Source organism: Gangjinia marincola (assembly GCF_039523415.1).
Lineage (GTDB): Bacteria > Bacteroidota > Bacteroidia > Flavobacteriales > Flavobacteriaceae > Gangjinia > Gangjinia marincola.
This window is the reverse complement of record NZ_BAAAFG010000015.1, coordinates 551093-565284: the sequence shown is the minus strand read 5'-3', so window position 1 is coordinate 565284 and position 14192 is coordinate 551093. Positions and strand designations below refer to the sequence as shown.

The 14192-nt window shown below is 40.3% G+C and carries 11 protein-coding genes; 10 read left to right on the top strand and 1 reads right to left on the bottom strand.

Annotation, left to right across the window (positions count from 1 at the left end; genetic code table 11):
- The first annotated feature begins 1 nt into the window (after position 1).
- The 8 genes from ABD000_RS10375 (at position 2) to ABD000_RS10340 (ending at position 11216) form a co-directional block, all read left to right on the top strand.
- Positions 2 to 3220, top strand: coding sequence for a VCBS repeat-containing protein (locus tag ABD000_RS10375; RefSeq protein ID WP_343767015.1), 3219 nt, complete (start codon positions 2 to 4; stop codon positions 3218 to 3220).
- A complete protein-coding gene (locus ABD000_RS10370) occupies positions 3207 to 4556 on the top strand; it encodes a vanadium-dependent haloperoxidase (protein WP_343767012.1) in 1350 nt (449 codons plus the stop codon). The genes ABD000_RS10375 and ABD000_RS10370 overlap by 14 nt, the downstream gene beginning before the upstream one ends.
- Complete coding sequence (locus ABD000_RS10365) at positions 4541 to 5446, top strand: GyrI-like domain-containing protein (protein ID WP_343767010.1); 906 nt, start codon at positions 4541 to 4543, stop codon at positions 5444 to 5446. The genes ABD000_RS10370 and ABD000_RS10365 overlap by 16 nt, the downstream gene beginning before the upstream one ends.
- Positions 5446 to 5889, top strand: a complete 444-nt coding sequence (locus ABD000_RS10360) for a DinB family protein (protein ID WP_343767007.1) — start codon at positions 5446 to 5448, stop codon at positions 5887 to 5889. The genes ABD000_RS10365 and ABD000_RS10360 overlap by 1 nt, the downstream gene beginning before the upstream one ends.
- Before the next feature lies 1 nt (position 5890).
- Positions 5891 to 7078, top strand: coding sequence for a glycoside hydrolase 100 family protein (locus ABD000_RS10355; RefSeq protein WP_343767005.1), 1188 nt, complete (start codon positions 5891 to 5893; stop codon positions 7076 to 7078).
- Positions 7075 to 7710 (top strand): uridine kinase family protein, encoded by a 636-nt coding sequence (locus ABD000_RS10350; RefSeq protein WP_343767003.1) that lies wholly within the window; start codon positions 7075 to 7077, stop codon positions 7708 to 7710. The genes ABD000_RS10355 and ABD000_RS10350 overlap by 4 nt, the downstream gene beginning before the upstream one ends.
- Positions 7711 to 7715: 5 nt before the next feature.
- Entirely contained in the window at positions 7716 to 9173 is a 1458-nt protein-coding gene (locus ABD000_RS10345) for an MFS transporter (protein WP_343767001.1), read from the top strand.
- 81 nt (positions 9174 to 9254) lie between these two features.
- Positions 9255 to 11216: a trehalase family glycosidase gene (locus ABD000_RS10340; protein ID WP_343766998.1), complete on the top strand. Its 1962-nt coding sequence runs from the start codon at positions 9255 to 9257 to the stop codon at positions 11214 to 11216.
- Between the two features lie 3 nt (positions 11217 to 11219).
- Here the strand turns inward: ABD000_RS10340 and agaR are convergent, their stop codons facing one another.
- Complete coding sequence (agaR, locus tag ABD000_RS10335) at positions 11220 to 11984, bottom strand: transcriptional repressor AgaR (protein WP_343766994.1); 765 nt, start codon at positions 11982 to 11984, stop codon at positions 11220 to 11222.
- A gap of 111 nt (positions 11985 to 12095) precedes the next feature.
- On the opposite strand from agaR, the gene ABD000_RS10330 reads away from it, so the two are divergent.
- The gene (locus ABD000_RS10330) at positions 12096 to 13703 is read left to right on the top strand and encodes a glycerol-3-phosphate dehydrogenase/oxidase (protein WP_343766991.1); all 1608 of its coding nucleotides are present in this window, start codon (positions 12096 to 12098) and stop codon (positions 13701 to 13703) included.
- On the top strand, positions 13675 to 14192 hold a 518-nt coding region (locus tag ABD000_RS10325), incomplete at its 3' end, for an FGGY family carbohydrate kinase (protein ID WP_343766989.1). The genes ABD000_RS10330 and ABD000_RS10325, both read left to right, overlap by 29 nt.

The following is a 14192-nucleotide window of genomic DNA, read 5'->3' as shown; positions in this document are numbered from 1 at the left end:
AATGAAAAAATGGATATGCCTATTAACCATCCTAATCTTGGGCTGTAGCAAGAAGAAAGTACCTCTTTTTACCATGGCAACACCGTCTAAAACAGGGATAGAGTTTCAAAATCTCCTAAAAGATCAGCCCGGCCAAAATATTTTAGACTACCTCTATTTTTATAATGGTGGTGGCGTTGCTATAGGAGATATTAATAATGATGACCTGCCAGATCTCTTTTTTACCAGCAATCAAAACAAAAATAAACTCTATCTAAATCAGGGAAATTTAAAATTTAAAGATATTACCAATGTAGCAGGAGTAGCTGGTCAAAGCGACTGGAATACAGGCGTTGCTATGGCAGATGTAAATGGAGATGGATTTTTAGATATCTACGTATGTGCCGTTGTAGGTATCAACGGGTTTAAAGGCCATAATGAGTTGTTTATCAATAATGGTGATGGAACCTTTACCGAAAAATCTTCGGCCTATGGATTGAGCATTGAAAATTACAGCACCTCAGCAAGCTTTTTTGATTATGATCTGGATGGTGATTTGGATATGTATCTGCTTAATCATGCTGTGCATACACAGGATTCCTATCAGAAAGCTTCTGCAAGAAATGTCAGACATCTAAAAAGTGGGGATAAGCTTTTTCGTAATGATGGGGGAGCATTTACAAATGTGAGTGAAGAAGCAGGTATTTATGGCAGCCTGCTGGGTTACGGACTTGGAGTAGCAGTTTCAGATTTAAATTTAGACGGGTTTCCCGATATTTACGTGAGTAATGATTTTCACGAAAATGATTATTACTACATTAATCAGACTGATGGTACCTTTAAAGAACAAGGAAAAGAGGCTTTTGCTCACATGAGTAAATTTTCTATGGGGAGCGATATAGCAGACCTTAATCACGACGGATTTCCAGATATTGTTACCCTTGATATGCTGCCATTTACTGAAGATGTTCTCAAATCATCAGCAGGGGATGATAACATGCAACTTCAAAAACTGCGTACACAAGATTATGGGTATCAGTATCAGTACAGCCGCAACATGCTTCAAATCAATCAAAAAGGAGCTTTTTTTGTTGAAAATGGTCTGCTGTCGGGAATAGCAGCGACAGACTGGAGTTGGAGTGCCTTAGTAGCTGACTATGATCAGGATGGAAATCAAGATATTTTTATTGCAAACGGAATTCCTAAACGACCAAACAACCTGGATTTTATTTCATACGCGTCTAATGATCAAATTTCTAAACAGCTTAATAACACCACTAGTATTGATCAAAAAGCATTGGACCTAATGCCACAGGCAAAGCTTAAAAACACTTTTTTTAAAGGTGCTTTTGATGTAACATTTAGTGACCAAACTGATCAATGGGCCAATCATCTTCCTTCATTTAGCAACGGGGCGGCATACGGGGATTTAGACGGTGATGGTGATTTGGATTTGGTAACAAACAATATCAATGCGCCAGCATCCATTTACATTAATACTTCAACTAATAACTATCTTCTACTAAAAACTGAAAGCGGCCAGTCCACTGGATTAAAGGCTCTGATATATACAGGTAACACACTTCACTATAGAGAACTTTATCCACAACGTGGATTTCAATCCTCTTCTCAACCTATCATTCACGTTGGCATGGGAACAAAGCAACGTGCAGATTCAGTACGGTTGATTTGGCCTGATCAACGCACGGAGTTACTCAAAAACGTAAAATCAAATCAAATAAAGCGGCTAAGGCGAGAAACTGCAAGAGACACATTTAATTACGCTCATCTCCATCCCGTAATCAAAAAAAGCTTCAAAAAAGTTGCAGATAGTATGTTTTTTGAGTTCAGGCATCGTGAAAATGACTACTTTGATTCTGATCGAACCCCACTTATCCCATATCAAATTTCAGATCGCGGTCCCGCCCTGGCCGTTGGAGATTTTGATGCCGACGGAAAAGAAGATATTTTTTTCGGTAACGGAAAACATCAGGAAGCAACTATCTTTCTTCAAATAGAAGATAGCTTTGAGCCGCTAAAAAGTGAGTTTTTTAAACAAACTGCTCTAACTGAAGCTGTTTCTGCACAATTCATTCAACTGGATAAAGACCCCGAAAAAGAACTTGTCATTGGCAACGGCGGCGGCGAGTTTTATGGGGACGCCATTCCACTTCAAAATTTAATACTAGATTTAGAAAATGACACTCTTAGTTCAAAATCCCTTACCCCATCATTTGAAGATACCGCTGTCATTAAATCAGCTGATGTGGATGGTGATGGAGATACAGATGTTTTTGTAGGTAATACCACCTCCAGCCGGGAGTTTGGCAAGGTTTTAGAGAGCTATATTCTGGTGAATGAAGGGGGTGATTTCAACCAAGTTTCGCTAGGTAAAATAGGTATGGTAAGGGATGCGGTCTTTACTGATTTTAACACTGACGGTCAACCTGACTTAATTGTAATTGGTGAGTGGATGCAGCCTGTATTCTTAGAAAATCAACAAGGTAAATTTACAGACAAAACAGATCAATACCTTCCTGAAAATCTTCAGGGATTATGGCAGGCTATTCTTCCTTTTGATATTGACCATGATGGAGATATGGATTATGTGTTGGGGAATTTTGGACTAAATACAAGATTTTCCGCGACAGCAAAATTTCCACTGACCATGTATGTTAACGATTTTGATGATAATGGTACGTCGGAACCTATTATTACTATGGCTAAAAATGAGCAATACTATCCTATTTATACACTGGATGAGCTAAGCAAACAACTCGTAAGTATCACCAAAAAAAAATTCACCTCCTATAAATCGTATGCAGGTAAAACGATAAAAGAGGTTATTGACCCTAAAAAGCTTAACGAATCACAGGTTTTCAACGTGCGCACACTGGCTTCTGGTTATTTGCAAAATGGTGGGGGAACCTTTAATTTTATACCCTTTAAGAGTGAGCTGCAAGTCGCGCCCATCACAACCTTTGAACAGGTGGTTGTTAAAGGTGCATCGTCTGTACTGGCTGCGGGAAATTACTTTGGAGTAACTCCATACCACGGCAGGCTGGATGGATTTAGCGGAGCACTAATTAAAGATGATCAAACGATAGAAATGGGTCACGATATAGGTCTTGACTTTTATCGCAAGGCGATCACTCAACTGGAACAAATACAAATTAATAATAAACGTTATCTAATTGTCGCAATCAATAATGATACTGCACAGATGTATGAAATGGAATAAATACATAATATTACTTGTGGTTAGCCTATTATTTTCTGCCTGTGGAGAGAAGCAGGATTTAGACACCAATCCGGCGCAATTTTACGCGTTAGTAAATGAGGTTACCAACACTATGGTGCATGATATTTTTTCACCGCCTGTAGCCAGTCGCGTGTATGTATATCCTAATATCGCAGCCCACGAGATTCTAACGCTACAATCAGATAAATATAGTTCGTTGGCAGGGCAATTAACTGATTTAACTTCTATCCCTAAACCGCAAGATCCTAATATTAACCTAAACGCTGCCGCCATTATTGCTCATCATAACCTAAGCAAACAGTTAGTTTTTACAGAGGATATTATCTCCTCCTATACTGATAGTTTATTTCGTTCATGGGAGGTCATCAACAAACAACAGTTCAAGGCTTCAAAACAATACGCACAACAAGTCACAGATCATATCACCGCATGGATGAGTAAGGACAACTATGCGCAGACGCGTACCATGCCTAAATTTAGTATTCAAACTAATGATCCTTCACGATGGCAGCCTACTCCCCCAGCCTATATAGAAGGTATTGAGCCTAATTGGAAAAAGATGCGAACCTTAGTATTGGATTCTGCCGCACAATTTAAGCCTGAAAAGCATCCAGAATTTTCCATGAAAGAAAATAGCGATTTCTATAAGGAGTTGATGGAGGTGTATGAGGTAAGTCAATCTATTACTAAAAATGGTGACCAGTCAAAAGAAATACAAATCGCCCAGTTTTGGGATTGTAATCCTTATGTTTCGGTTACCCGTGGTCACTTAATGTTTGCCACTAAAAAAATCACTCCAGGCGCACACTGGATGGGGATTGCAGAAATTGCCTCAAAAAACAACCAAGATTCGCTGGACGATGCCGTATACGCATTCACTAAAACATCCATCGCGCTGTACGATGGATTTATAAGCTGTTGGGATGAGAAATACAGAAGTAATTTAATTCGTCCTGAAACCTTGATCAATCAACATATTGATGAACAGTGGAAACCTATTCTACAAACTCCGCCTTTTCCAGAATATTCCAGCGGGCATTCAGTAATATCTGGAGCGGCAGCCACCGTATTGACTCAAATCTATGGAGACAATATTCCTTTTGATGATGATACCGAAACTAAGTATGGTCTCCCGGTAAGAACTTTTAAATCTTTTAACGCTGCTGCGGAAGAGGCTGCGTTAAGTCGTCTTTATGGCGGAATTCATTATCGTGCGGCCATTGACAATGGATTAGTGCAAGGCAAAAATGTCGGTGAACATATAGTGAAAACAGTTAAGCTGAAAAAAGACGTACTGGCATGGGAAAAAAATTAGCTCTTATAGGATCCACCATTCTCTTACTGCTCGCAGGCTGGTATTTTTTGGTGAAAGAGCACGATTACCAAGTACGTTTTACCACCCAACAGACTCCGGGGGTTGTATTTAATTATCTCAAAAAATGGAATAACTGGCAGTCATCAGATACTAAGAAAGTCCAAACTGTAAGCTACGCTCCTTTTAAAGAAATTACTCAGCATGTGGAACAGGCTGACTCATTGTTTACCTATCGATGGACAATTGAACGTATCAATGACTCTACTACTCAGGTTATTGCCTTTGTAACTGATGAAAAAAATAGCCTTAACCAAAAACTTTTTGTTCCGTTTTCAAAAAATGCCTTTGTTCAACGTGTTATTTCAACGGTAACTCAAATAAGAGGAGACTTAGCGCTATTTGATGAAAAATTGTTGATAGGAAAGGTGACTAAAACTTCTTTTGAAGGATTAAATACAATCTACATTCCTGTTCGCACCACCATTGCCAATAAGGCCAGAGAAATGATGATGACAAACGCCCGCGTGATGGAATATTTTTATAAACATGAGTTACCCCTTTTGGGGAAGCCTACCCTTGAGGTAACCCAATGGGATCAAGAAACAGACAGTATCACGTTCAACTTTCATTTTCCCATTCCCGAAAATGCTAAAACTCCGCCCGAAGCAGACATTCAACGCGGTAGCCTTCCTGCCCAAGAAGCAATCCAAACGACATTTAATGGAAATTACCGTATTAGCGATCAAGCCTGGTATACACTGATTGATTACGCAGATCGAAAAGAAATTGACGTAGAAAAACTCCCCATTGAGGTATTTATGAATGACCCACATCAAGGAGGAAATCCATTGGAGTGGGAAGCAAAAATATATATGCCGATTAAAAGCTGATGAAAGATTTCTTTAGAGACATTTTAAAATATCATCATCATTTCAATCAAGAGCTGTTAATTCAGTTAATTGAGAATGAAAATCAACTTGAAATTGAAATTCAGCAGCTCATGTCGCATTCAATATTAGCTCAAGAAATTTGGAATTCAAGGGTAACTAAATCTACTGTTGAAGCAGTAAATACATTTTATAGATTACAGGAATGTAAGACCTTAAATGATAAAAATCATAGTGAGGCTTTATCAATTTTGAACGATTTTGATCTCGACATGAACATCGCATATTCAAATTCAAAAGGTCAACATTTCAACAACACTCTTATAGAAATTTTCTACCATGTAACGAATCATTTTACCCATCATAGAGCTCAAATCATTTCTTCTTTAAAAAATAAAGGAATAACACCCATCGCAACAGATTATATTTTCTATAAAAGAAAATAATATGAACAATCTCTACCAATCAGCCATTACTCGCTTAAAACATCTCGCTCATGAGCAGGGTTTTTTAGCTAGCGGAATTGCATTAGATAATTATAAGCGGGTTTGGGCGCGTGATAGTGTTATTTGTGGATTAGCAGGACTCCTAACTAATGAAGAAGAACTAATCGTAGCCCTTAAAGACAGTCTTCTTTCTCTGGCAAAGCATCAAAATGAATGGGGATGTATTCCGTCTAATGTTCCGGCGGATTCTATGGAAAAAGATGTATCCTACGGTAGCCTGGTAGGTAGAGTTGATACAACTACTTGGTTTATTATAGGGGCTTGTTTGTATTATAAAAAAACCGGAGATCAAACTACATGGGAAACACTCATTCCTATCATTCGTAATGCGAGAAAATACCTCAACACCATAGAACTCAATAATAAAGGTTGGTTATATACGCCCTTGAGTGGAAACTGGGCAGATGAGTATCCCATTCATGGGTATACGCTCTACGACAATATTCTTAGATTATGGGGTGAACGCCTTTGGCTAGAGCTCTGCGATAAGGATACCTCTGATTTTGAGGCAATTTGTGAAAAAACCAGACTCAATTTTTGGCCTTCGGCAGAAAATCAAGATCACCTGTATCATCTAACTGCTTATCAAAAAGTCTGTGAGGAAACTACTGAGCACTTCTGTTCGTTTGTTCTTCCAGGAAAGTATGACATACGATTTGATGCTGCCGGTAATGCGTTGGCCTTACTTTTTTTCCGCGTAAGCGAAAAACAAAAAAAAGCTGTTTCAGCCTACATTGATCAACTAAAGTTAGATATCTCTGCATCTTTGATTCCGGCATTTTGGCCTCCTGTAACTCCGCAAAGTAAGGATTGGTCATTACTACAACATAATTATTCGTATGATTTTAAAAATCATCCACATCACTTTCACAACGGCGGAATTTGGCCCGTGTGGATGGGACTATTTTGTTTGGGATTAGCACATCAAGGAATGCAACAACAGGTGGATCAAATCATCAAAGCTTTTTTGCCATTTACAGAAAAAGAGGATTGGAATTTTAATGAATATATCACTTCAGATCACTTAGAACTTGCAGGGAAAGAAGATATGGGCTTCACCGCCAGCGGAATCGTATTTATGCATCATGCAAGGCAAGGTGTTGATTTTGCTAAAATTCTTGGACTATGATTGGCGATACCTTGACCTATTTTAAATCGTATGACCAAATAATTGAACATGCGTTAAGTGCTTTGGGAGAGGGTATAAATCACAGACCATGTATTGGCATAGCAGGAGAGTCTGGCTGCGGAAAATCCTCTTTAGCACACGCGTTCAAAATCTATATTGAACGAGAGTATAGTAAAAAAGTCCTGGTGCTTCATCAAGACGATTATTTTCATCTTCCGCCAAAAGATAATCACAACAAACGACTAAAAGACATCACTCATGTTGGACCTCAAGAGGTGGATTTGAGTACCATGAAGCAGAATCTTTTGGCATTTAAAGGAGACTTATCTAGCGCAAAAAAACCCTTGGTTGATTATCATAAAAATACGATCACAACTGTAGATATAGCCCCACGTGACTATGATGTTTGTGTTGTAGAAGGTACCTATGCACTACACTTAGATCCCCTTGACTTAAAGATATTTATGGAAAAAACTTATCTTGAGACCAAAGTCCTGCGTGAAAAAAGAGGAAGAGATGAAATGAGCAATTTTAATGAGCAGGTACTTAATATTGAACATCATATTGTCAAAAAACAATATGACAATGCACAACTCATCGTTCACAATGACCTAACCACCACTAAACGATAACGACCATGAAATTTAAAAAGCCTAATCTCTCCTTTTGGCAAATCTGGAATATGAATGTGGGGTTTTTTGGGATCCAATTTAGTTTTGGCTTACAACAAACCGCAGTCAATCCAATTTTCTCATTTCTTGGAGCTGCCCATGATGAACTACCCCTCCTTAATCTAGCAGGACCGGTAACCGGCTTACTCATTCAGCCCATAATTGGAGCCATAAGCGATAAAACTTGGCTGCCAAAATGGGGCGGCCGTAGAAAACCCTTCTTTTTAATTGGCGCAATTGCAGGCAGTTTGTGCCTGCTCGTATTCCCCTTTAGTTCTAATTTGTGGTTTGCAGTGGGTTTATTATGGATTCTTGATGCTGCTAACAATACTGCCATGGAGCCTTATCGGGCGTTTGTTGGAGATAAACTCAATGATACCCAGCTTACCTTTGGGTATCAAATGCAAAGCTTATTTGTAGGTGCGGGGATTACCATCGCGAACTTTTCATTATTTCTTTTTCAGGACTGGTTTAGCGTTCCTGCAGTTGAAGGGGCCAGTTTGTGTAGTACAGATGTTGAAGTAGTCTCCTCCATCCCCCGCTGGGTGTATTATTCATTCTTTCTAGGGGCATTTGCCTCTGTCGCTACCATCTTATGGTCGGTGTGGAAGACACCAGAGATTCCGCCGACAGATGAAGAACTTGCTAAACTCAAAAAAGACAAACAAGAGCATACCTTTTTGCAACGCGCAACAGAGCCTTTTACAGAAATTGCCGGGGCTATCGGCAGTATGCCTAAAATGATGTGGAAACTGGCCGGGGTGTATTTCTTTCAATGGTACGCATTATTTTGTTACTGGCAATTCATTACGCCTATGCTTAGAACAAGCCTCTACGGAGTTTCCACTGCCGATACTGAACGTTTGGAAGGCATTATGCAATCCTGCCGCGCTGGGGGCACCATCAGTGCTACAGATACCTCATTCGCTCAAAATTTACAATTAGTGAGTGAGCAAGCTTTAGCTCAAACCGGCCTAATGAATGGAACGTATAATCTGGTGACCATGTTCGTGGCATTGGCCTTAGTACCTTTTGCGCGAAAATACAGTTCTAAAGCGGTCTATGTGGTCTGCTTATTCCTAACCGGTATGGCCATGATTTCTATGCCGTATCTCAATGACGAATATTTATTGCTTTTACCTATGATCTTGTTTGGGATTGGCTGGGCTGCGATGATGGGAATTCCATACGCTATGGTCTCTAAAGTAATCCCTGAAGAACGTCGTGGGGTGTATATGGGTATCGTGAACATGATGATTGTCATCCCTATGCTCATTCAAACGGTCACCTTTGGTCCAATTCTTAAAAACCTATTAGGCAATAATGCGGTGAATGCGATCTTATTCGGCGGAGTCTTTTTCTTTATTGCTGCCTTGTTAGCGCTTCGTATTAAAAAACACGTTCCAAAACGAATTGAAATATAAAGTAAGTGATTCTCCCCTTTGAAGGGGAGTTAGAGGGGATGTTTTTGTAATCCTTCTCTCCATATAATTAAAGTAATAGACATGTTAAGATTGACTTATAAGTGCATTGGTTTTAGCTTCTTATTAATTGGACTATCAATCTCCTGCAAAGACGAACCTGCGAACAATGCCATTGGTGACGATTTACTAGAAGCATTGTTGGACCAGGAGGATACTGATGGGGATAAAAAAATCACCATTGAAGATCAAGGCCCTAAAGAATTTACTTTCAAGAATAAAGACGGGAAACCTTTTACCGCCAGAGGAACCTATGAACTTTCAAATGTATTGCAGGAGTTGGTCATTAATGACTCCAATGAGATAGATTCAAAAAACATTACTGAGGCCCCTGCAGATCGTATTTCACGTATGATTAAAACGCGTTACTGGGATGGTCTTACCCGCACCATGGATAGCGCAGGGATTGAAAAATTGATCAAAGACACTAAAAATGCGTCGCTTACTGCGCAGGTGCTTCCGGTATACGTGCCCTACAATGATACGCTGGCCATAAACTATTATAAAGAATTAGAAAAGAGTTTAGCGATTAGAACGGTTCGCCTTCCGGCAGAAGTTACTCCGCAGTACGTTGCTTCAATCAACGACAAACCCGGGATACTTTCGTTAAAACTCTTCCGCGAAGACGGAAAAATTAAAGGAGCACCCTTTGTTGTTCCAGGTGGGAGGTTTAACGAAATGTACGGTTGGGACAGTTACTTTGAGTCCATTGGTTTGATCATCGATGGGCGGGTGGATTTAGCCAAAGCCATGGCTGATAATTTTCAGTATGAAATTGAGAATTACGGCAAAATCTTAAACGCCAATCGTTCGTATTATCTCACCAGAACTCAGCCTCCCTTCTATACTAGCCTTATCAAAGAAGTGTTTGAACAAACAAAAGACACTACCTGGCTTAAAAGCCACTTAAAAACAGCCATTAAAGAATATGAAACCGTGTGGATGGTACCGGGAAAACGCCTTACAAAAACAGGATTAAACCGTTATTTAGCCGAAGGAATAGGAATCACCCCAGAAACTGAAGAAGGTCACTATGATGCTGTGATCAAACCTCTTGCTGATAAGGCCGGGATGAGTATAGAGGAATATACCCAGGCCTATAGAGACGCAACCGTAGGTAATGCAGAGTTGGACGATCGTATCGCCAAGGATCGCATCAAACTGGACACCTACTTTATGCACGACCGTACGGTACGTGAATCTGGTCATGATACCTCCTATCGCATTGAAGGAATTGCAGCAGATTTGGCTCCCGTGGCGCTCAATGCCTTTTTATATCAATATGAATCCGACTTTGCTCAATTGACAAAGGATGTTTTTGGCGGAAAGTTTTCTGCAAACGATAAAACCTACACCACAGCCTATTGGCAAGAACAAGCCGAGAAAAGAAAGAAACTAGCCACGCAATACCTATTTAATCCTGAAGCCGGTTACTTTGTAGATTATAACATTTCTGAAAAAATGCAGCAGGACTTTTTAGCCGCAACGACCTTTACTCCGCTTTGGTCCAATATGGCCACTAAAGAGCAAGCCGAAGCTCTGATCAAAAATGCCTTCCCCAAATTGAAGGAGTTAGGTGGGATTGCAGCCAGCACCAAAGAAAGTCGCGGACCAATTTCTGCAGAGCGTCCTCAGCGGCAATGGGATTATCCCAATGGCTGGGCACCCCATCAAATCATGGCGTGGAAAGGCATGATCAACTATGGTTATGAAAAAGAAGCTCAGGAACTAATCTACAGATGGCTGTATATGATTACCCGCAACGCAGTAGATTATAACGGCACCATCCCCGAAAAGTACGATGTGGTTGAAGCTACCCATAAAGTATTTGCAGAATACGGCAACGTAGGGACTGATTTTGAATACATCACCCAAGAAGGTTTTGGGTGGATGAACGCCTCGTTTCAGTATGGATTATCTTTGCTTAAAGAGGATTTAAGAAAGGAGTTAAATGAGCTGACTCCTCCAGATCAGTTGTTTGATTGAACATTAAACAACACAAACTTCAACTCCGGCATCTTCTAGGGCTACTTTACTGTCTGCGGCTAAATCTTTATCGGTGATCAACACATCCACTTGATCTAAGCCGGCAATTTTCCCAAAACTTCGCTTACCAATTTTTGAAGAATCAGTAAGTACGATCACCTTTTCGGCACTTTTGATCATGGCTTTATTGAGTTGAGCCTCATCAATATTGGTAGTGGTTAGTCCAAACTCAGGATCGATCCCATCAACCCCTAAAAACAAGGTGTTGCATGAAAAATCCTGTAAAGTTTTTTCGGCTAATGGACCTACCACAGAATTGGAACTCTTACGTACGCTCCCTCCTAATTGGATGACATCTACCGTGGGTTGTTCACTTAATTCTGTCGCTACACTGAGTGAAGAAGTAAGCACCGTAAGCTTCTTGAGCGTAGAGAGCATTCTTGAAAGATAGAGTACTGTTGTCCCTGAAGATAAAATAAGATGATCTCCATCCTGAATATATCGCAATGCTTGCTGAGCGATCTTTCGTTTTTCTTCGACTTGTATTCCTTCTTTCTCTCCTACATTGCGTTCAAACGCATAGAGGGATTGCTTGCTCGCGCCACCATGCGTACGATGAAGCAATCCCTTTTCTTCTAAAAAGCTTAAGTCTTTACGAATCGTAACCGTTGATACATCTAATTTCTCGCAGAGTTCACTCACCTTCACAAAACCTTTTTTGTTTAGGCGTTCAATAATCTTACTCTGGCGTTCGTTGATTCCGGTCATGATACAAAGATACATCAAAGCACAAAATTTCACGATTTCATAACATTTAGTTTTATTTCGATTAATTTCGTTTTTACTATTTTTGTATAAATATGAAAGTTTTCGAAAGAAATGAATAGAGAAAATGAATTAACGCGCTTGGAGAACACTACTCAATTTGATGTTCTCATTATAGGTGGTGGTGCGACAGGTCTGGGTTCTGCGGTAGATGCCGCTTCACGCGGTCTTAAAACAGCTCTTTTAGAAGCGGTGGATTTTGCAAAAGGAACCTCAAGCAGAAGTACTAAATTGGTTCACGGTGGAGTACGATACCTAGCGCAAGGCGATGTGAAAATGGTTGCCGAAGCACTAAAAGAACGTGGGCTTCTTGCTAAAAATGCCGAGCATCTGTTTATGAATCAAACTTTTCTTATCCCCAGTTATGCATGGTGGCAAGAATACTACTACGGCTTTGGGATGAAGGTATATGATGTCTTGGCACGAAAGCTTTCCCTGGGTGCATCACGACGAATTTCTAAAGAAGAAACCCTAGCGAGAATTCCCATGCTTGAACAACAAGGGTTAACCGGCAGTGTGACGTATAAAGATGGGCAATTTGATGACGCACGATTAGCCGTTAATCTTGCTCAAACAGCGCATCAACAAGGAGCGGTCGTACTAAATCATATTAGAGTGACCGGCTTGCTTAAAGACGATCAGGACACAATTTTAGGAGTTAAGGCCGAAGATCAAGAAACCAAGAAGATCTACGAAATTAACGCTAAGGTTGTCATCAATGCCACCGGAGTATTCTCCAACAAAATATTAAAAATGAATAAGGCCGATGATGATGTAAAAGTCGTTCCCAGTCAGGGGGTTCATTTGGTGTTAGATAAATCCTTTTTACAAAGTGATGAAGCCCTAATGATTCCTAAAACCAGTGACGGTCGTGTGTTATTTGCCATCCCTTGGCACGATAAAGTAGTCGTGGGCACCACAGATACACCTATTAAAAAACCACGCTTGGAACCAGAAGCTCTAGAGCAGGAAATCGATTTTATTTTAGAAAATGCACAGCAGTATTTGGCCAAAAAGCCTACGCGAGAAGACGTGCTTTCTGTTTTCGCAGGACTACGCCCTTTGGTTAAGCCTTCCGGTAAAAATCAGTCTTCTAAAGAAATCTCAAGGGGGCATAAAATCATTGCCTCCTCTTCGGGATTGATCTCTGTAATTGGTGGCAAATGGACTACCTACAGGCATATGGGCGAAGAGGTTATTAATAAGGCAATAGCTTCAGCAAGGCTAACTTATTCGGCCTCGAAAACCGAAACTTTGCCCATCTATGGTAACTATGAGGGTGCCGCCTTTGATGCGAAGGATGTTCTCTCGGTCTACGGATCTGATGCATTATCTATTCATAAATTGATGAAAGATAATCCCGCTTACGCGGAAAAAATACATCCGGATTACGACTATACCATTGCTCAAGTCATCTGGGGCATTCGTTACGAAATGGCACGAACTGTTGAAGATATTTTAGCACGCCGGATACGTTTACTATTTTTAGATGCCAAAGCAGCTATCCAGGCAGCCCCGGTAGTTGCAGAAACCATGAAACAACAACTCAACTCTACCGAAGCCTGGAAACAAGAACGGCTGAATAATTTCTATAAAGTAGCCCATAAATATATCTTACAACCAAAATCAAACCATGAGCAAACCTTACCTTCTGTCGCTTGATCAAGGCACCACCTCTAGCCGAAGTATTCTTTTTGATCGTGATGCGAATATTGTTTCCAAAGCTCAACAGGATTTTACGCAGATTTTTCCGAAGCCGGGTTGGGTGGAGCATGACCCTGTGGAAATTTGGGAGTCTCAGCTTGCTACAATTAGGAATGTCATTAATGATCAGGTTTCAGTTGAAGATATCGCCGCGCTAGGAATAACCAATCAGCGGGAAACCGTTGTGATCTGGGACAAGACTACAGGCGAACCAATATACAATGCGATCGTTTGGCAAGATCGTAGAACGGCTGCTTTTTGTGATGATTTAAAAGCACAGGGTAAAGAAGAGCTTATTCAGCGAAAAACAGGATTGGTCATTGACGCATATTTCTCGGCCTCAAAAATAGCCTGGATGTTGAATCATGTAGATGGTGCGAGAGCGAAAGCTGAAAAAGGTGAACTCTGCTTTGGTACCATTGATACCTGGCTGATTTACCAACTTAT